General features: G+C 70.8%; 18 protein-coding genes. 6 read left to right on the top strand and 12 right to left on the bottom strand.

Annotation, left to right across the window (positions count from 1 at the left end):
* Window positions 1-5: 5 nt before the first annotated feature.
* The 4 genes from ABZX37_RS24960 to ABZX37_RS24975 all read right to left on the bottom strand — a co-directional run bounded on the left by ABZX37_RS24960 (window position 6) and on the right by ABZX37_RS24975 (window position 3,377).
* Entirely contained in the window at window positions 6-1,322 is a 1,317-nt protein-coding gene (locus tag ABZX37_RS24960) for a HAMP domain-containing sensor histidine kinase (RefSeq protein WP_354743334.1), read from the bottom strand.
* Entirely contained in the window at window positions 1,319-2,005 is a 687-nt protein-coding gene (locus ABZX37_RS24965) for a response regulator transcription factor (protein ID WP_354743336.1), read from the bottom strand. Before ABZX37_RS24965 ends, ABZX37_RS24960 begins: the two co-directional genes overlap by 4 nt.
* A 30-nt stretch (window positions 2,006-2,035) precedes the next feature.
* The gene (locus ABZX37_RS24970; RefSeq protein WP_354743337.1) at window positions 2,036-2,620 is read right to left on the bottom strand and encodes a nuclear transport factor 2 family protein; all 585 of its coding nucleotides are present in this window, start codon (window positions 2,618-2,620) and stop codon (window positions 2,036-2,038) included.
* 64 nt (window positions 2,621-2,684) lie between these two features.
* On the bottom strand, window positions 2,685-3,377 hold the full coding sequence (locus ABZX37_RS24975; protein ID WP_354743339.1) for a YafY family protein: 693 nt from the start codon (window positions 3,375-3,377) through the stop codon (window positions 2,685-2,687).
* Window positions 3,378-3,647: 270 nt separating this feature from the next.
* On the opposite strand from ABZX37_RS24975, the gene ABZX37_RS24980 reads away from it, so the two are divergent.
* The 3 genes from ABZX37_RS24980 (at window position 3,648) to ABZX37_RS24990 (ending at window position 5,872) form a co-directional block, all read left to right on the top strand.
* Window positions 3,648-4,475, top strand: coding sequence for a MerR family transcriptional regulator (locus tag ABZX37_RS24980; RefSeq protein ID WP_354743341.1), 828 nt, complete (start codon window positions 3,648-3,650; stop codon window positions 4,473-4,475).
* 82 nt (window positions 4,476-4,557) lie between these two features.
* A complete protein-coding gene (locus ABZX37_RS24985) occupies window positions 4,558-5,487 on the top strand; it encodes a hypothetical protein (RefSeq protein ID WP_354743343.1) in 930 nt (309 codons plus the stop codon).
* Between the two features lie 7 nt (window positions 5,488-5,494).
* Window positions 5,495-5,872, top strand: a complete 378-nt coding sequence (locus ABZX37_RS24990) for an RNA-binding S4 domain-containing protein (RefSeq protein ID WP_354743345.1) — start codon at window positions 5,495-5,497, stop codon at window positions 5,870-5,872.
* Here the strand turns inward: ABZX37_RS24990 and ctaD are convergent, their stop codons facing one another.
* The 4 genes from ctaD to ABZX37_RS25010 form a co-directional block, all read right to left on the bottom strand.
* Window positions 5,873-7,579, bottom strand: coding sequence for a cytochrome c oxidase subunit I (gene ctaD / locus ABZX37_RS24995; protein WP_354743347.1), 1,707 nt, complete (start codon window positions 7,577-7,579; stop codon window positions 5,873-5,875).
* 99 nt (window positions 7,580-7,678) lie between these two features.
* Window positions 7,679-7,921 carry a hypothetical protein gene (locus tag ABZX37_RS25000; protein WP_354743349.1) on the bottom strand — a complete coding sequence of 81 codons (243 nt, stop codon included), beginning with the start codon at window positions 7,919-7,921 and terminating at the stop codon, window positions 7,679-7,681.
* 4 nt (window positions 7,922-7,925) lie between these two features.
* Window positions 7,926-8,351: an SPW repeat protein gene (locus ABZX37_RS25005; protein WP_354743351.1), complete on the bottom strand. Its 426-nt coding sequence runs from the start codon at window positions 8,349-8,351 to the stop codon at window positions 7,926-7,928.
* Window positions 8,352-8,373: 22 nt separating this feature from the next.
* The gene (locus ABZX37_RS25010; RefSeq protein WP_354743353.1) at window positions 8,374-9,138 is read right to left on the bottom strand and encodes a GPR1/FUN34/YaaH family transporter; all 765 of its coding nucleotides are present in this window, start codon (window positions 9,136-9,138) and stop codon (window positions 8,374-8,376) included.
* A gap of 198 nt (window positions 9,139-9,336) precedes the next feature.
* Between ABZX37_RS25010 and ABZX37_RS25015 the strand changes: the two genes are divergently transcribed.
* From ABZX37_RS25015 to ABZX37_RS25025, 3 genes are all read left to right on the top strand, one after another.
* The gene (locus ABZX37_RS25015) at window positions 9,337-10,431 is read left to right on the top strand and encodes an ionic transporter y4hA (RefSeq protein WP_344279455.1); all 1,095 of its coding nucleotides are present in this window, start codon (window positions 9,337-9,339) and stop codon (window positions 10,429-10,431) included.
* A 644-nt stretch (window positions 10,432-11,075) separates the two neighbouring features.
* A complete protein-coding gene (locus ABZX37_RS25020) occupies window positions 11,076-12,518 on the top strand; it encodes an MDR family MFS transporter (protein ID WP_354743355.1) in 1,443 nt (480 codons plus the stop codon).
* A 54-nt stretch (window positions 12,519-12,572) separates the two neighbouring features.
* Window positions 12,573-12,929 carry a hypothetical protein gene (locus tag ABZX37_RS25025; RefSeq protein WP_354743357.1) on the top strand — a complete coding sequence of 119 codons (357 nt, stop codon included), beginning with the start codon at window positions 12,573-12,575 and terminating at the stop codon, window positions 12,927-12,929.
* 463 nt (window positions 12,930-13,392) lie between these two features.
* Here the strand turns inward: ABZX37_RS25025 and ABZX37_RS25030 are convergent, their stop codons facing one another.
* The 4 genes from ABZX37_RS25030 to ABZX37_RS25045 all read right to left on the bottom strand — a co-directional run bounded on the left by ABZX37_RS25030 (window position 13,393) and on the right by ABZX37_RS25045 (window position 17,862).
* Complete coding sequence (locus tag ABZX37_RS25030) at window positions 13,393-14,079, bottom strand: FUSC family protein (RefSeq protein ID WP_354743359.1); 687 nt, start codon at window positions 14,077-14,079, stop codon at window positions 13,393-13,395.
* 47 nt (window positions 14,080-14,126) lie between these two features.
* Complete coding sequence (locus ABZX37_RS25035) at window positions 14,127-14,753, bottom strand: hypothetical protein (RefSeq protein ID WP_354743361.1); 627 nt, start codon at window positions 14,751-14,753, stop codon at window positions 14,127-14,129.
* Window positions 14,754-15,206: 453 nt separating this feature from the next.
* Window positions 15,207-15,635, bottom strand: coding sequence for an Asp23/Gls24 family envelope stress response protein (locus ABZX37_RS25040; protein WP_354743363.1), 429 nt, complete (start codon window positions 15,633-15,635; stop codon window positions 15,207-15,209).
* 64 nt (window positions 15,636-15,699) lie between these two features.
* Window positions 15,700-17,862, bottom strand: coding sequence for a tetratricopeptide repeat protein (locus tag ABZX37_RS25045; RefSeq protein WP_354743365.1), 2,163 nt, complete (start codon window positions 17,860-17,862; stop codon window positions 15,700-15,702).
* Between the last annotated feature and the right edge of the window lie 46 nt (window positions 17,863-17,908).

Here is a 17,908-nt window from a genome sequence, read left to right on the forward strand (position 1 = left end):
GTGAATCAGGTAAGAGCCACCGTGAACCCCACTACCGCGCCGCCGCCGTCCCGCGGTCCGGCGAACACTTCGCCGCCGTGCGAGAGCGCGACTTCCCGCACGATCGACAGCCCCAGCCCCGACCCGGGCAAGGACCGCGCGGCCGCCGCTCGGTAGAACCGGTCGAAAACCCGGTCAGCGTCCTCGATCCCCGGCCCGCGGTCCAGCACCTCGACCCGTCCGGCCCGCACGCGCAACTCCACCGGACCGGAGCTGAACTTCACCGCGTTCTCCAGCAGATTCGTCATCGCCCGTTCCAAGGCCTTCGACCGGCCGGAGAACGTCGTGTCATCGGCGTCCACAGCAATCGCACGACCGGACCGCCGACGCACTCGCGCGGCAGCTCGCTCCGCCGGATCGCGCAGTTCGACCGGCAGCAGCGGCTCGTCGTCGTACTGTCCGGTGGCCAATTCCACCAGCTCCGTGACCAGGTGAGTCAGCTCGCGTGTCTCGCCGTCGACGTCCGCGAGCAGCCGGTTCCGCGCGTCCGGCGACAATTCCTCGAACCGCCGCAACACGCTCGCGTTGGTGCGCAGGCTGGTCAACGGCGTGCGCAGCTCGTGCGCGGCGTCCTGGACCAGCCGTTCCTGGTCGTCGCGGGCCCGCGCGAGCCGCTCGAGCATCCCGGCGAACGAGGCGGACAGCCTGCCGACCTCGTCGCGGCCGCCGTCCGGGACGCCGAGCCCTGGCCTGCTGCCCGCGCTCACCTCCTCGGTCAGCCGGGTCAGCCGGACCAGCCGCCGGGTGATCTGCCGCGCGAGGAGCCAGCCCGCGAGCGCCGCCCCGGCCAGCACCGCGAGGCTGACCCAGGTCATCCGCTCGGCGAGATCGCCGAGGACGTGCCGGGTTTCGTCCACGTCGATGCCGAGTTGCAGCACCCCGCGCCCGGAGCCGAGCGCGACGGTGAGCACACGGTAGTCGTCCGGACCGACAGTCGCGTCCGCATAGCGAGTGCCGACAACAAGCTCCCGATCAGCGGCAGTGACCGGCAGCGTGACCGGCCGTCCGCCGACACGATGCACCGTCCCGTCCGGCGCGATCGACTGCGCGACCATCGGCTGCGCTTCGTCGTGGTCGTCGTCCCCCGGACCGCGCGTGAGCGGGCTCGGCGCGAGCAGCTGCACCGCGCCCGCCGACACCTGCGACGCCGTGCTCAACAGCGAACGGTCGAGTTCCGCGCTGATCCGCTGGGAAGCCGTGTGATAGCCGAGCACGCCCACGAGAATCGCCGCGCCGCCGCCGACCGCGGCGAACGCGATCGCCAGCTTCCCGCGCAGATTCATGCCGGCCGCACCACGTAGCCGACGCCGCGCACGGTGTGGATCAGCTCGTCCGCGCCCGCGGTCTCCAGCTTCCGCCGCAGGTATCCGATGTAGACCGCCAGGTTCTTCGACTCCGGACCGAATTCGTACCCCCAGATCCGCTGGTGGATCGTGTCGCGGCCGAGCACGATCCCGGCATTGCGCACCAGCAGCTCCAGCAGGTCGAATTCGGTCTTCGACAACACGACCTCGGTGTCGTGCCACCACACCCGGCGCGCGCCGGCGTCGACCGCCAGCCCGCCCAGCCGCACCACGCGCTGGGCCTGCTCGCCCGGATCCGCGCTGCGCCGCAGCAGTGCGCGCAACCGGGCGAGCAGTTCGTCCAGTTCGAACGGTTTCGGCAGGTAGTCGTCGGCTCCCGCGTCCAATCCGGCGACGCGGTCCGCGGTCTCGACCCGCGCGGTCAGCATGAGCACCGGGGTGCGGTCGCCGCCCGCGCGCAGCACGCGGCACACGCCGAGCCCGTCGACGCCGGGCATCATCACGTCGACGATCAGGACGTCGAACTCCTCGCTCCGCGCGATCGCGAGCGCCTCGACGCCGTCGGCGACCTCGCTGACCCGGTAGCCCTCCAGTTCGAGCGCGCGGACCAGCGATTCCCGGATCGCCCGGTCGTCGTCCGCCAGCAGAACGCGGTTCGCCATGCCGCCATCATGCCTCTCCGGCGCCCGCGATCACGGGAGCGGACGCGTCCCCGGCACCACCCATTCGCGGTCCACCTGGCCGTCGACCGCGACCAGCACCGCCAGCCCGCCGCGCGCGCCGTCCGACCAGGTACCGGCCATGGTCTGCCGCGCCGGGTCGAGCACGAGCTCGCCGTGCCACGGGTGCGCATCCGTTGCCAGGGCACGCAATCCGTCCCGGTCCAGGTCGCCTTCGCCCGGTCCGTCCGGCAGCGCCGACCGGCCGTCCGGCGAGGGAATTGTCCAGTTCCGCGCGACTTTCCCGCCGGAGAGGACGCACAGGTCGGCTCCGGTGATGACCACGCCGTCGCGGCGGGTGACGTCCCAGGTGAAAGCGAGCCGTTCGGTTCCGTCGATCACGAAAGTGCGCGGGACGAACACATTCCCGACCTCGCGCTGGTACTTCGCGATGAACGCCTCGGCGTCCGCGGGGCCGATCAGCGGGTCGAGGCCGGGTTTGGTGCCGGACCACTGGCGGCCGTCGGCGGTGAGCAGCCGGTGCGCGAGCGAGGCGTCCTCGTTCCACATGCGACACCAGAGGGCGGGGATTTCTTCGGGGTTCAGTTCTTTCGTCATGCGACGACGATCGCGGGCGCCGGCGACACCGTCCTGTCGGTGTTTCCGCGCCGCGTGGCGCAGGTCACTCGCCGAGCGGACGGGCGGAGATCCGCGCGAGTTCGGCGTCGAGGCCGACCTCGCGGCGCTCGACGCGGTCGCCGGTGAGCTCGATGGCGCGGGTCCGGTCCAGCAGGAAGCCGCGGACCGCGTCGCGCAGGCGGCACCAGCCGAGCACGTACCAGCCCGCCGGGCCCCACAGCAGCCCCAGCGGCTCGACGTCGCGTTCCGTCTCCTGGCCTTTCGCGTCCACATAGGACAACCGGAGGACGCGCCGTGCCGCGAGCGCGGTGAGGATCAGTCCGCTGTGGACGGCAGGCGGTTCGGGCTCGCCGACCCGGTGCAGCCGCGCGGCGAGGTGCTGTTCGGCATCGCGGACATCGGACGGCAGCCGCGCGAGCACCTTGCGGGCCGCCGACTCCGCCGCGCCCGCGAACGGCGAACCAGCGGCGGAGCGCAGCGCGACGGTGATCGCGATGGCTTCCTCCGGCGTGAGGGTGAGCGGCGGCAAGGTCCGCTCGCGGTCGAGACCGTAGCCGCCGGTCCGCCCGGTCTCGGTCCAGATCGGGACGCCCGTCTCGCGCAAAGCGCCGAGGTCGCGCTCGATCGTGCGCACGCTGACCTCGAACCGGGCCGCGAGCCACGCCGCGGTCCGGGTGCGCGGCGCGACCGCCCGGAGCTCCTCGACAAGCGCGTACAGCCGGTCCGTGCGATTCACCCGGCCAGCCTACTGACCAGCGATTCCTCACCCGATCGGGTGGCTTTGCGGGCGACCGCCGTCACGAGGGAGCACCTCCGCTGTTCCGTTCGCGGGAGCCGCAACCGGCTCCGGTCCGTGCTGTGGAGGGCGGCGGACCGGCGCGGTCCCCTCGTTCGTCGGGGGACGAGGGGGCCGCCGGGAGCGGGTCGGCGCAGGGGGCCGGCCCGCTCCCGGTCCGGCGGGGACACTTGACTCTCACACCGTGTCAGAGCGTGTGCTGGGGAGGTCATGTTCACCATCGGAGAATTCGCCCGCCACGGCCGGGTTTCGGTCCGCATGCTGCGCCACTACGACACGCTCGGCCTGCTCCGGCCCGCCGAGGTCGACCCGCACACCGGCTACCGGCGCTACACCGCCGGGCAGCTGGCCGCGCTGAACCGGATCGTCGCGCTCAAAGACCTCGGTTTCGGGCTCGGCGAGGTAGCCGCGCTGCTGGACGACCAGGTCACGCCCGAGCAGGTCCGCGGCATGCTGACGCTGCGCCGGGCCGAACTGGCCGAACGGGTCGCCGCCGACCGGCTCCGGCTGGCCGAGGTCGAGGCGAGACTCCGCACGCTGGAAAGCGAGCACGCCATGCCGGATACCGAAATCATCGTCAAGGACGTCCCCGCGACGCGCGTCGTAAGGCTCACCGCGACCGTCGAAAGCTTCTCCCCCGAGGCGATCAGCCCGGTCCTGCGCCCGCTGTGCGCGGAACTCGGCCAGCGGCTCGAAGGATCCGACGCCGTCCCGGCCGGACCGCTGATCTGCTACTACGAAAAACCCGCCGCCGAAGACGATCCGGTCGTCGTCCACGCCGCGCTCCCGGTCTCCGGCGCAGTCGCCGCGCCGAACGGGCTCGAGGTGGCCGAACTGCCCGCTTGCCGCGCCGCGACGCTGGTCCACCACGGCCCGGCGAGCGGGTTCCTCGCCGGCTACCAGGAGCTCGCCCGGTGGACCGACGAGCACGGCTTCCGCGCGGACGGCTTCCCGTGCGAGGTCTACCTCCGCACCTCCGGCGACGAACGCGAATGGGTCACCGAACTCCGCGAGCCCTTCGTCGGGCAACCGCGCTGACCGGCCAAGACCCGACCTTCGACGGTTGCGCCGCCGCCCGCTGAAGAGGCGAATGGGTGGGGACGACCCGAGGAGGACGCAGGTGTTCTCGACAGGTCCCGGCACCCAGCCGGACCGGCTCGCCGACGCGCTGGCGGACGGGCCGTTCAGCCGCGCCCTCACGCTGGCCATCGACCGCAGCGGGCTCGGCCTCGACCGGCTGCGCGACCGGCTCGCCGCGGCGGGCGCGGCGGTCAGCACCACCACGCTCAGCTACTGGCGGACCGGCCGCACCGTGCCCGCCCGCGCCCGCTCGCGCGTCGCGGTGCGGATTCTCGAGGGCGTGCTCGATCTGCCGCCGGGCTCGCTGACCGGGCTGATCGAGCGCGATCCGGAGCCGCCGCCGGTTCCCGTCGTGCGCTGGGAACGGCTGTGGGGACGGCGGAACGCGGTGCTGCGGGTGTTGAACTCTTTCGAGACGGCGTACCGGACGTCGCTGGTCGTCGTCAGCCTGCACGAGGCCGTGCACGTGGGCCCGGACCGGCGGCTGCACCGGCTGGAAGTCCGCGAGGTGCTGCGCGCGACGGAGGACGACACGCACATCCGGCTGGTCACCGCGCACGGCGTCGGCCCCGGCTGCCCGCCGAAGCTGGTGCGCACCCGCTACTGCTCGCCCGGACGCACGGAAACCCTGGCCGAGGAGGGGTTCACGGTGGCCGAACTCGTCCTCGGCCGCGGACTGGACCGGGGCGAAACCGCGATCGCCGAGTACGAATTCGAGTTCACCGACGACCGCCCGGACCTCTCGTACGAGCGCCGGTTCCGCAACGCCGTGCACGAGCACGTGCTGGAACTGCATTTCGCGCCCGGTTTCGAACCGCGGGCCTGCCACGCCTACCGGCTCGATTCCCCCGCCGGGCCGGAGACGACCGTCGCCGAACTGCCGATCACCCAGGGCCTTCCGGCGCACGTCGTGTCCGCCGCGGTCACTCCGGGGATCCTCGGCCTGCGCTGGCACTGGGACGCGCCATGATGGACCCATGGAATCGACGCGGATCGACCGCTGGCTCTGGGCGGTCCGGCTGACCAAGACGCGCGCCGACGCCGCCGCTGCCTGCCGCGGCGGGCACGTGCGCGTGAACGACCGCCCGGCGAAACCCGCGACGACGGTCGTTCCCGGCGACGAGGTCCGCGCCCGGATCGGGACGACGACCCGCGTGGTCGAGGTCGTGCAGGTGATCCAGAAACGCGTCGGCGCGGCGGTAGCGGCCACCTGCCTCGTCGACCGCACCCCGAAGCCGCCGCCGGAAGCGGCGATCCCGGTCGCCCGCCGCGAGCGCGGCGCGGGCCGCCCGACGAAGCGGGAACGCCGGGTGCTGGACGAATTCCGCCGTCAGCAGGGCTCAGAAGCGCCCTGATCAGGCGTCGGATTTCTCCCGCGACCGGCGTCCCCAGCGGACGTGCTGCTCGTCCCGCATCCGTTCCACCGCGTCCGGATAGTGCAATTCGAAAGCGGGCCGTTCGGAGCGGATGCGCGGCAGCTCGGTGAAATTGTGCCGCGGCGGCGGGCACGACGTGGCCCATTCCAGGGAATTGCCGAATCCCCACGGGTCGTCCACGTCGACCCGTTCGCCGTACCGGTAGCTCTTCACCACATTCCAGACGAACGGCAGCACCGAGGCGCCGAGAATGAACGCGCCGATCGTGGAAATCGTGTTCAGCAAGGTGAATCCGTCGCTGCGCAGGTAGTCCGCGTACCGCCGGGGCATCCCTTGCGCGCCGAGCCAGTGCTGCACCAGGAACGTCGCGTGGAAGCCGATGAACGTGGTCCAGAAGTGCCATTTCGCGAGCGATTCGTCGAGCATCCGGCCGGTCATCTTCGGGAACCAGAAATAGATCCCGGCGAACGTGGCGAACACGATCGTGCCGAACAGCACGTAGTGGAAGTGTGCGACCACGAAATACGTGTCGGTGATGTGGAAATCCAGCGCGGGCGCGGCCAGCAGCACACCGGTCAGGCCGCCGAGCAGGAATGTGACCAGGAATCCGACCGACCACAGCATCGGCGATTCGAACGAAAGCGTCCCTTTCCACATCGTGCCGATCCAGTTGAAGAACTTCAGCCCGGTCGGCACGGCGATCAGGAAGGTCATGATCGAGAAGAACGGAAGCAGCACCGACCCGGTCGCGTACATGTGGTGCGCCCAGACCGTCGCGGACAACCCGGTGATGCCGATCGTCGCGAACACCATCAACCGGTAGCCGTAGAGCGGTTTGCGGCTGAACACCGGAATGATCTCGGTGACGATCCCGAAATACGGCAGCGCGACGATGTACACCTCGGGATGGCCGAAGAACCAGAACAGGTGCTGCCAGAGGATCGCGCCGCCGTTGGCGGGGTCGAAAACGTGCGCGCCGAGCCTGCGGTCGGCCTCCAGCGCGAACAGCGCGGCGGTGAGGATCGGGAACGCGATCAGCACGAGAATCCCGGTGAACAGGATGTTCCAGGTGAAAAGCGGCATCCGGAACATGGTCATTCCTGGCGCGCGCAGGCACAGGATCGTGGTGGTCATGTTGACCGCGCCGAGAATAGTTCCCAGACCGGACACGATGAGGCCCATGATCCACAGATCGCCGCCGGTGCCGGGGCTGTGCACGGCATCCGACAACGGCGTGTAGGCGGTCCAGCCGAAATCCGAGGCGCCGGCCGGCGTGAGGAACGCGCTCAGCACGATCAATCCGCCGAAAAGGTACAGCCAGTAGGAAAACGCGTTCAGCCGGGGAAACGCCACGTCCGGCGAACCGATCTGCAGCGGCAGCACGAAATTGGCGAATCCGAACACATTCGGCGTCGCGTAGAGCAGCAACATGATCGTGCCGTGCATGGTGAACAGCTGGTTGTACTGCTCCTGCGACAGGAATTGCAGCCCAGGCTGGGCCAGTTCGCCGCGCATCAGCAGCGCCATCGCGCCGCCGACGAGGAAGAAGGCGAACGACGTGGCGAGGTAGAGCAGCCCGATCTGCTTGTGGTCGGTGGTGCGCAGGATGCCCAGCAGCACCGAGCCTTTTTTGCCTCGCCGGCGCGCTTCGGCGATCACCACTGGCCGCGGCTTCAGCTGCGTCATGACCGACCTCCCGCACCCGGCGATCGCCGGGCAGCCGAAAGCAGCCCGGCCTCACGCGGGCCGGGTAACCGGCCGCCGCCCACGGCAAACCCCTTTTTCTCAGCGGGACGGCAATTGCCCGCTCGGCAGCGCGGCACCGAACACGACCGCCGCGCCGATCACGAGAAACACCGCCCCCGCAGCGGGTTCGGACGCCCACCACACCACGCCCGAAGCGGACACCAGCCAGGCGCCGACGAGTGCCTCCTTCCGGACCGGCGCCGCCGCCTTGAGCGCGCGCAACCCCGCGCCGCCCAAGGCGAGCACGCCGATCGCCAGCACCGTCAGCACTGGCCAGTACATCTCCTCACTCCCGGAATTCGCCGCTGTGCCTGCGATAGGCGACAGTCACCGAGATGACGGCGAAAATCGCCAGCAGCACGCCGACGATCAGCGAATTCGTGCGGATCGCGTCGCGATGCCCGTCGACCGGGTAGCCGAACGCGAAGGGCGCGGCGATGAGCCAGAACCCGATCGCGACGTTGACCAGTCCCAGCCAGCGCGCCCGTTCCGGCAGGCCGAACCGGACCAGCGCGACCGCCGCCACGGCGATCCCGCACGCCAGGCTGTTCCAGAACCCGGCCGTCGCGGACAACGTGAACGAGTAGCTGTACGCGAAAGCCGCGAACACCAGCCACGCCCCGGCCAGGAACTCGGCGGTGAGCGGCAGCCTGCTTTCCCGCAGCTTCCGGTCCTGCGGCGTCAACGCGGTGAGCGCCGTGCTCATCTTCATCCGTGGTCACCTCCTCGCCGGGCTACTGCCCGGCCTTGATTCCCGGCTCGCCGTGGTCGAACTGGATCGCCTGGTGCAACGGCACCGTCGTGGTCCGGACGGGCCGGGGCGCGCGCACGCCCATCGGCAGGATCACCCGGTGGTGCGCCGCTTCGAGCACCATCGCGCTGCACGCGTACCAGGCCAGCACCGCGGCCGCGAGCAGGAAGTACGCGGCGATCGTGCGCACCACGCCGACGTCGCGGATCAGGCCGATGGCCAGCAGCGTCGCCCCGGCGGCGAGAGCCGCTAGCAGCGTGCAGAGCACCAGGCTTTCCGCCAGCGCGGCGAGCGCGCCGGTCCAGGTGATCGCCGCGAGCCCGACGAACCAGAACCCGATCGCGGCCGCCGCGACCGGGCTCGCCGCCGTCGAAGGCAGTCCGCCGAGGCCGACGAACAGCTGGTAAACGCCGTAGCCGAGCCAGAACGCGCCCCACGCGCCGTGCACGACCGTGGCGAGCGCGTCGCGGGCCCGGTAGGACCACATCCCGGCGAGGAACTGCGCGACGCCGCCGAAAGCGAACGCGAACGGGGCCAGCAGCAGGGGCGTCGTCGTCTCGTCGCCGAACCAGCCGGCCAGGTTCGCCGCGACCATGAACGTCGACACCGCGAACCCGGCGAGGCCCAGGATCGACGGTGCGGCCACCGGGCTCAGGTTGATGTGCGTGTGCTCGCGCCAGAACGAATACTCCGCGCCGTCGCCGCCTGCCGGCATCGCGCGGTCGGCCGTCTTCATTTCGCGGGTCATCTCGGCTCCTTTCCGCACCGAACTCCCCTGTGCGCCGCGCGTACCCCGCCGCCGACCTGCGGAACCCTGCAAGTACTACGCCGAACGAGTGAATTTCGCGCGGTGCGGCGCGACCGGCAGTGTCCATTTCGGACGCGACACTCCCCCGCAAGGACGGCATGCCAGGCGGCTGAGGGTCCGATATGCCAGGGTGTGCGCATGGCGAGCGTCCGCGGTTATCTGTTGTCCTGGACCACTTTGCTGCCGTTGATCTCCCTGGTCCTGCTGGCGCTCACGTGGGGCCGCACGCTCGGTCCGGTGCCGGTCGCGCTGGTGGCGATCGCGCTGGCTGGCACGGTTCTCGCGGCGGTGCACCACGCCGAGGTGGTCGCGCACCGGGTCGGAGAACCGTACGGCTCGCTGGTGCTCGCGGTCGCGGTGACGGTGATCGAGGTCGCGCTGATCGTCACGATGATGGCTTCCGGCGGCGACAACGCCGACACGCTGGCGCGCGACACGGTGTTCGCCGCCGTGATGATCACCACCAACGGCATCGTCGGCCTGTCGCTGTTCGTGGGCGCGCGCCGGTACGGGGAAACCCGGTTCAATCCCGAGGGCAGCGGCGCGGCGCTGGCGACGGTCGGCACGCTGGCGACGCTGAGCCTCGTGCTGCCGACCTTCACCACAAGCACCCCAGGTCCGGGGTTCTCCGCACCGCAGCTGGCTTTCGCGGCCGGTGCGTCGCTGGTCCTGTACGCCACGTTCGTGGCGACACAGACCGTCCGCCACCGCGACTTCTTCCTCCCCGTCGACTCCGAGGGCGAGACCCGCGAGGAAGAGCACGCGGAACCGCCGAGCCTGCAGAAGACTTGGGTGAGCGTCGGCCTGCTGCTGGTCGCACTGGTCACTGTGGTCGGGCTGGCGAAGGTCGAATCCCCGGCGATCGAGGCCGGCGTGCGGGCGGCCGGGCTGCCGCAGTCCTTTGTGGGCGTGGTGATCGCGCTGCTGATCCTGGCCCCGGAAACGCTCGCGGCGGTCCGCGCGGCCCGGCGCGACCGGATGCAGATCAGCCTCAACCTCGCGTACGGGTCCGCGATCGCCAGCATCGGCCTGACGATCCCGGTCATCGCGCTCGCCTCGGTGTGGCTGAAGGGCCCGCTGCTGCTGGGTCTCGGGCCGACGCACATCGTGCTGCTCGCGCTCACCGTGGTGGTCAGTGTGCTGACGGTGGTGCCCGGGCGGGCTACTCGGCTTCAGGGCGGGGTGCATCTGGTGTTGCTGGCGGGTTTCCTGGTGCTGGCGATGAATCCGTGAGGTCGCCGTCCGGCGGCGGGTGTGCTGGCGGTGTTTCCCGACTCTCCTGATTCCGGTCTGGCGACGGGTGTGACGGCGGTGTTTCCCGACGGGCACGGTTCTCCTGGCTCCGGTCTGGCGACGGGTGTGCTGGCGATGGTGCCCGGGCGGGCACGGTTCTCCTAGCTCCGGTCTGGCGACGGATGTGACGGCGGTGTTCCCGGCGGGCACGGTTCTCCTGATTCCGGTCTGGCGGCTGCCCCGGCTCCGAGCCGAGTGCGCCTGGCTCGCGAACGAGATTCTTTCCGGGTCTCGCGAGCAGCCGTCCGGCCGCTGGTCGGACAGCTTTTTCCGCCACCGGCCGAAGCGCGATTCCCCGCGCTGCCGCGGGCCGCGGGAGGAAAGGACGCCGGTTTTGTCGGTGCTCATCCGTATCCTGGCCGGGTGAAGATCCAGCAGTCCCCTACTCCGTCCGCAGCGGCCGGTGAAGCCGCGCGAAGAGCTTCCCCCGGCAGCCGCCCGACAGTCCCCGGCCGTTCGTCGGCCGATGCCCGCTCCGTCCGCGCGGCCGACCTCGCGTCCGTCGCTTTCGCGAGCGCCCGAGGCGACTCCGCCCGGCTCGCGACCCGTGCATTCGTCCGCGCCTCCGTCCGCGAGGTGCACCCATGAGCGGCGTCTCGTCCCCCATTCCGGAGGCCCCCGCGCGGCCGCCCGCCAAGCCCGGGCTGCTGATCGGCGTCCTCGTGCTGTCGGCGTTCGTGATGATCCTCAACGAGACCATCCTGAGCATCGCGCTGCGCGACCTCACCGTCGACCTCTCCGTGCCGACCACCACGATCCAGTGGCTCACCAGCGGGTTCCTGCTCACCATGGCAGTGGTGATCCCGACGACCGGGTTCCTGCTCGAACGGTTCACGCCGCGGCAGGTGTTCGTCTTCTCGCTCGCCTCGTTCAGCCTCGGCACGCTGCTGTGCGGCGTCTCGCCGGGGTTCGGCCTGCTGATGACGGGCCGGGTCGTGCAGGCGTGCGGCACCGCGGTGATGATCCCGCTGCTGATGACCACCGTCATGCGGCTCGTGCCCGCGCAGCGCCGCGGCGCGACGATGGGCACGATCAGCATCGTCATCGCGGTCGCGCCCGCGATCGGCCCGACGATCGGCGGCGCGGTCCTGTCGTCGCTCGGCTGGCGGTGGATGTTCTTCATCGTGCTGCCGCTGTCGCTGGCCGCGCTGGTCACCGGAATGCTGCAGCTGCGGATCGACAGCGAAACCCGCCCGGTTCCGCTCGACGTCCTCTCCGTGATCCTGTCCGCCGTCGGTTTCGGCGGAGTGCTGTACGGCCTGTCGTCAGCGGGCGAATCCGCCGAGACAGCGCTGGTGCCGCCGTGGCTGCCGATCGTCGTCGGCGCGGTCTCGCTGGCGGCGTTCGGCTGGCGGCAGCTCCGCCTGCAGCGACGCGACCGCGCGCTGCTCGATCTGCGGCCGTTCACCCATCGCAGTTTCGTCGTCGCGCTGGCGCTCAGCGCGTTGCTGTTCATGTGCCTGATCGGCGTGGGCGCGATCCTGCTGCCGCTGTATCTGCAGACCGTCCTGCACAAGTCCACGTTCGTCAGCGGACTGGCCGTCCTGCCCGGCGGTCTGGTGCTGGGCTTGCTCGGCCGTCCGGTCGGCGCGCTGTTCGACCGCGTCGGCGCGCGTCCGCTGGTGCTGCCGGGCGCGCTCGCGATGACGGTCTCGATGTGGCTTTTCTCGTTGCTGAGCCCGGATTCGCCGCTGATCGCGGTGATCGGCATCCACATCGTCCTGATGGCCGGCCTCGGCCTGATGATGACGCCGCTGATGACCGAGTCGCTGGCGGTACTGCCCGACCACCTCTACTCGCACGGCAGCGCGATCCTGTCCACGCTCCAGCAGGTCGCCGGCGCGCTGGGTACAGCGGTGTTCGTCAGCGTCGCGACCGTCACCAGCGCCGATCCCGCCGCCGTCGGTCCCGATGCCAACGGCCTGCAGACGGCCTTCGTCGTCGCCGGCTGCATCGGACTGGTCGCGGTGGCCGGGGCGTGGTTCGTCCGGTCAACCCGCCCGGAGCCAGCGGAGACGGAGGCCTGACACCCAGTGGACCCAGAACGGCTGGACGCCGTTGCCCGCACCTACACCGCGTCAATGACCAGCATCCGAGGCCGACGCGTGCACCGGTTAGTGATGCGCTGGCTGGCCGAGTACGACCACGTCCTGCCCACCGCCACTGCCGACGGCACCCCGGCGTTGCTGGCGCTGTCCTCCGACGGCCGAGCCGCCTTCTGCCACACCGACGGCCGCGGCCCGTCCGCGAACGTGGTCACGTGCGGCCCGACGCCCGGGGTCACCGTGACGTCCGCGCACGACCTGACGAAGGATTCACTGCCGGTGCTGCGCTGGACGGTCCGGCATCCGGGGTTGCTGGACGTCGCGGGCCCGCTGACGATCGCTCCTGGCGACGCGGACCAGGACGAGATCGAGGCGGCTCTGCGTCCTCGATAGCTGGGGGGTGCTGGAGTCGCGCGAAAGCGGGCGGCTCGGAGTCTGCGCTGATGACCGCTGCGCGCGGCCAGGCCTCGAGGCGCTCGCTTCGAAGGCGGTTGCTCGACGCAGTTCGGCAGAGACGGCTGAATCCGCGGGCTAGTGCGCCAAGGCGGGTCTGCACTCGCGGTTGGCGACCAGCCACCGGCGGAATCGCCGGACCACGGCCGAGGACGCTCCGCGTGCAAGAACTCCGCCACCTTCCGAGCCGATCCGCCAGACTTCAGCCAGCCTCAGGACGCCCGCCAAACATTCGCGCCGCCGTGGACTATGCCCACCATCGCGGACAAATCCGCAAGGCATGTCCACTGGCCGAACTCGCTGGACATCCTCCGAGACAGGCGAGTGTCCACCGTTCGCGAGCCAGGCACGGGCGCTTTCGCTCAACCCCGCAATCCCGAGCCACCACCCGGGCGTCCCAGCCTCACCGGCCGAACGCGCTGTTCCACCGCTCCACGTCCCGCAGCCTGCCGTCCGGCGCGGACCAGCAGGCTTGGAGCAGGTCGTAGCCGTCGTGGACCAGGGCCGCGTGGGCGGGCCAGCGCTCGGCGGCCCAGCCGGGTTCGTTGTGCACCGAATCCACCCCCGCGCGGGTCGCGCCTTCCAGTTCGAACTGGAGGTCCCGGCGCGCCGCCGCACGCGGAACCGGCGCACCGGCCAGCACCGCGCGGGCAGCGGCACGAACGCGGGATCCGGTCCAGGCCAACGTCTTCCGATGCGCTCGCGGCACCACCGCGTACTGCACGACCACCGCCACCGCGACCCCGATCGCCGTCTGGGCGAAACGGTCCGCCACCGCAGGCCACACCGGGCCCGGCAGGCTCGCCACTCCGGCGGCCAGCAGCGCGAGCGGCGTGATGACCACCGTCGCCACGGCGTAATTCCGCGGCACCACCAGCTCCACACAGAACTGCAACACCGCCAGGATCAAGATCAGCACGACCCCGGACGGGCCGACCGTCATCACCAATCCGAACAGCACCAGCCCGGCCGCGGTCCCGACGAACCGGTGCAGCGCCCGCACATTCGCCCGCCGCCGGTCCAATCCCTGCTGCAGCACCACCAACGCACTCAGCACCGCCCAATGCGGCCATCCAAACCCGACTGCCACCGCCAGTTCCCCAGCGACCACGCAACCCGCGCCGACGCGCAAGGCCGTCAGCGCGGCATGCGAACGCAACGGAACCGCCCGCCGCAACCGATATCCGACGCTCGGTCGCGGCAACGGAGGAACACGTCGACCGCCCGCACCGCACGTTCGACAGCGCTGCGTTCCGGCTTGGTCCGGTCAGCCAGCACCCCGGCCATCGACACCACGACCGACGACCCGACCCCCGCCGCGGCGCACCCCAGCACCACCCACGGCTGGGCTCCCGCCTCGACCGCCGCCTGCGCACCCGCACAAACGAGCGCGAAAAACAACGGCCCCGGCGGCCCGAGCCGCAACGCGTCGACGACGTACGTCGCCAGCACCGCGACCGCTGAAACCACCAGCACCGAGACCGGCCCAGGCGGAACCACAGTCCCCACCGAAGCACCCAACGCCGCCGCCGCGAGCAACCCGGCGCCAGCAGCAGCCACGACGCCCGCCCGAACCCGATACGGCCGCCCCTCGCCGTACAAGACCGCGAACGTCCCGAGCGTGACAAACAACGCCGAGGCCGACGCCCCCGCCAGCACCAGGGCGATCCCGGGGACAGCCACCGCCGCCGCGGCCCGCAACCCAGCCGACCATCGCCGCCCGACCGGCGGCAGGGCGAACATCAGCGCCCGAAACCCCGCCACACGAGGCAACTGCTCAACCGGCTCAGGCGACGATCCCATCCGCCCATCCCAACACGCCGCCACCCGCCCCGAAACCCCGGCCACGCCACCTGGAGACGGCGGGCACACTCCAGGCGCGAACCGTGTCCAGGCCCGCACTCGAATGCCCGGGCAACTGCCGACTCAGCGACTCGAGTCGGCCGCCGAAGCCTGAACGTTCGCCCCTGCGAAAACGGGAAGTGCCCGGGCAACTGCCGACTCAGCGACTCGAGCCGCCCGCCGAAGCCTGAACGTTCGTCCTGGCAATACCGGGAAGTGCCGCTGCCCGCAGAGATGGCGGGGTCGCGGGCGGCGGAGATCGAAGCTGAGTTGCCGCACGCGGCCACCCGGATCCGGAGCGGTCTTTCTGCTCGTGCTCGGCATTCAGACACTGCTCCACAGCCCGCCACAGTCACGCGGGCAACGCCACCCAGCTCACTCCACCCGTCCGGACTCCGCCGCACCGTCTTCCCCGTCCTCCGGCAAGTGCAGGTCCGTCACCGCGACGTTCACCTCCACCACCTCCAACCCGGTCATGTGTTCCACCCCGGTGATCACACCGCGGCGGATCAAGCGGGACACGTCGGCGATCGAGGCTCCGTATTCGACCACTACCTGCAGGTCGACGGCTGCCTGCTTCTCCCCCACCTCGACCGACACGCCCTGCCCTGCGGAGGCCGTCGCGCCGGGGACGCGTTCCCGGATTGCCGAGAACGCGCGTGCGGCGCCGCCGCCGAGGGCGTGGACTCCGGGGACTTCGCGGGTGGCCAGCCCCGCGATCTTCTGGACCACGACGTCCGCGATCGCGGTCTGGCCCTGGTCGGTGGCGAGTCCGGGCTTCGGTAGCGCAGTCGGGTCAGGCATCGTCACTCCCTCGTCGGATGAACCGGTCGTCAGGAGGACACGCGCCGTCCGGGAATCTCACGCGCTATGGATACTCGGCGCGCGCAGCCGCCTCGCCCACGGTCACTGGGTCGAGCGCAGGATGCGCGGCCTCAGCCCGCTCCCACAATGAAGCGGCCTCCCTCGCGATTCCCCGCGCGGCCGCGACATTCCCCAAGCCCAGGTAAGCCCGCGCTGCCTCATGGGTGCTTCCGCAGGACTCCGCGCGGGCCGCGGCCTCCCGGTAAGCCGACTCGGCGCCTGGGTGATCTCCAGAGCGGAACCTCGCCCAGCCCAGGCAGTTCAACCCCATCACGACGTCCAGTTCCAAGCCCAATTCCTCAAACACCGCCAAGGTTTCTTCAACCACCTGCGCGGCTTCGGCGGGGCGATTCAGTGCGGTGAGGACCAGCGCGACACCCCGCGTCGTGATGGCGCCGCTGCGTCGGTTGCCGGTCAGTTCGTAGAAATCGGCCGCCGAGCGCAAGTCCCGCAGAGCTTGTTCGTGGTTGCCCCGGTAGTGCTCCGCCCAGGCGGAATGCGCCAGCGCGGTCGCTTCGCCGTGGCGGTCGCCGAGTTGCCGGTACTCCGCCAAAGCCTGGCTGTAGCAACGGGAAGCCTCGTCCAGATCGCCGCGGTCGACGTACGCGATGCCCAGGTTCGCCGTGGTCGTGGCGGCGGCCCAGCGGTTGCCGACTGACTCGGCAGCGGCGCGCGCCCAGCGGTGCGTCGCGATCCACGGGTCCCACAATTTGGTCAGGTAGAAGAAGCCGCGCAGGAAAAACGCCAACTGCCAGCATCGGTCCGTCTCCCCGGCCCGGCGGCAGAGCGCGACCAGGTTGGGCCATTCCGCGCGGAACCAGGCGATCGCGCTGTCCTGGTCCGGGAACTCCACCTCCGGCAGCCCCGGCGGATAGACCACCTCCGGGCGGTACCGCGGGCCGCTCATCGCCCGGTCGGCGCGTTCGGCGGTGGCGACGGAGAAATCGGCCAGGCGGCGGAAAGCGTCCTCGTCGGCGGCCCCGGAGGCGGCGAAAACCCTTACCAGGTCGTGGAAACCGAACCGGCCCAGTTCCGGCTGGGTGAGCAGGTACGCCTGGTGCAGGCGGTCCAGCAGCCGTTCCGCCTCCACCGGATCCAGGGAGCCCAGCGCCTGCGCGGCGGTGACGTCGAAGTCCGGGCCGGGGTGCAGGGCGAGCAGGCTGAACAGCCGCGCTTCCGGCTGGTCCAATTGGCGTACCGACAACCGGAACGCGGCGGCCAGGCTTCGTTCGCCGTCGTCCAGTTCGCCCAGCCTGCGGGTCTCGTCGGCCAGGCGGCGTTCCAGTTCCGCGACGTCCCACGCGGGGTGGGCGCGCAGGCGAGCGGCGGCGATCCGGATCGCCAGCGGGAGACGGCCGCAGCGGTCGGCGATCCGCAGTGCGGCGTCGGGGGTCGCGCCGGTCAGAGCCGTGACCAACGTGGTGGCGGATGCGGTGGGGAGAACGCCCAGCGAGACGTGCTTCGCTTCGTCCAATGCGGGCAGCCGGGAGCGACTGGTGATCACGACGCGGCATTTCGGCTCGGCGGGCAGCAGCGGGCGGACTTGCCCGGTGCTGCCCGCGTTGTCCAGCACCAGCAGGAAACTCCGGCCGCGCAGGCAGGTCCGGAAGAGCGCGGCGCGGTCGTCGGGATCGGCCGGGATCCGTTCGGCGGGCACCTCCAGGATCCGCAGCAGCCGGTCGTGCGCGTCGGCGGGCGTGACCGGATCGTCGGAGGTGCCGCGCAGGTCCAGAAAGAGGCTGCCGTCGGCGAAGGACGGTTCGAGCCGGTACGCGCAGCGCACCGCCAGCGCCGTTTTCCCCGCCCCGCCCATCCCCGAAATGACGCAAACGCCGCCGTCGGACTCGAGAATCTCGCGTACGGCCCGGGATTCCTCGTCGCGTCCGGTGAAGTCGGCGGTCACCGGCGGGAGGCCGGACGGGCGGACGTCCGGCCGGGTGCGACGTTTTCCGGTTTCCGCGGGAACCAGCGAAGTAAGCGCCCCTGGAGTACCGAATTCGGATTCACATAAGGTTGCGAGTGCGGAATTCGGCGCGGCAAGACCGGTTTCGACTTTGCTCAGGTATCCCTTGCTGTAATGCACCCGTGCGGCCAGGTCGGCGAGCGACAGCCCGGCCGCGGTGCGCAGCCGGCGCAGTTCCGCCCCGAACGTCGCGCGCGCTGTCATCCGCCTCCACCCTCTTCTCGCTCCCAGTATGACGATCCGGCACACG

It is taken from the genome of Amycolatopsis sp. NPDC004079, assembly GCF_040610415.1.
In the GTDB taxonomy this organism is placed as follows: Bacteria; Actinomycetota; Actinomycetes; order Mycobacteriales; family Pseudonocardiaceae; genus Amycolatopsis; species Amycolatopsis halotolerans.

Excerpts from the sequence above, each read along its gene's own strand:
- ABZX37_RS25010 (WP_354743353.1), bottom strand. The coding sequence starts at position 9,138 with ATGACCCGCGAAATGAAGACGGCCGACCGCGCGATGCCGGCAGGCGGC.
- ABZX37_RS25020 (WP_354743355.1), top strand. The coding sequence starts at position 11,076 with ATGAGCGGCGTCTCGTCCCCCATTCCGGAGGCCCCCGCGCGGCCGCCC.
- ABZX37_RS25045 (WP_354743365.1), bottom strand. The coding sequence starts at position 17,862 with ATGACAGCGCGCGCGACGTTCGGGGCGGAACTGCGCCGGCTGCGCACC.
- ABZX37_RS25025 (WP_354743357.1), top strand. The coding sequence starts at position 12,573 with ATGACCAGCATCCGAGGCCGACGCGTGCACCGGTTAGTGATGCGCTGG.
- ABZX37_RS25005 (WP_354743351.1), bottom strand. The coding sequence starts at position 8,351 with ATGAAGATGAGCACGGCGCTCACCGCGTTGACGCCGCAGGACCGGAAG.
- ctaD (WP_354743347.1), bottom strand. The coding sequence starts at position 7,579 with ATGACGCAGCTGAAGCCGCGGCCAGTGGTGATCGCCGAAGCGCGCCGG.
- ABZX37_RS24960 (WP_354743334.1), bottom strand. The coding sequence starts at position 1,322 with ATGAATCTGCGCGGGAAGCTGGCGATCGCGTTCGCCGCGGTCGGCGGC.
- ABZX37_RS24980 (WP_354743341.1), top strand. The coding sequence starts at position 3,648 with ATGTTCACCATCGGAGAATTCGCCCGCCACGGCCGGGTTTCGGTCCGC.
- ABZX37_RS25040 (WP_354743363.1), bottom strand. The coding sequence starts at position 15,635 with ATGCCTGACCCGACTGCGCTACCGAAGCCCGGACTCGCCACCGACCAG.
- ABZX37_RS25015 (WP_344279455.1), top strand. The coding sequence starts at position 9,337 with ATGGCGAGCGTCCGCGGTTATCTGTTGTCCTGGACCACTTTGCTGCCG.
- ABZX37_RS24970 (WP_354743337.1), bottom strand. The coding sequence starts at position 2,620 with ATGACGAAAGAACTGAACCCCGAAGAAATCCCCGCCCTCTGGTGTCGC.
- ABZX37_RS25000 (WP_354743349.1), bottom strand. The coding sequence starts at position 7,921 with ATGTACTGGCCAGTGCTGACGGTGCTGGCGATCGGCGTGCTCGCCTTG.
- ABZX37_RS24965 (WP_354743336.1), bottom strand. The coding sequence starts at position 2,005 with ATGGCGAACCGCGTTCTGCTGGCGGACGACGACCGGGCGATCCGGGAA.
- ABZX37_RS24990 (WP_354743345.1), top strand. The coding sequence starts at position 5,495 with ATGGAATCGACGCGGATCGACCGCTGGCTCTGGGCGGTCCGGCTGACC.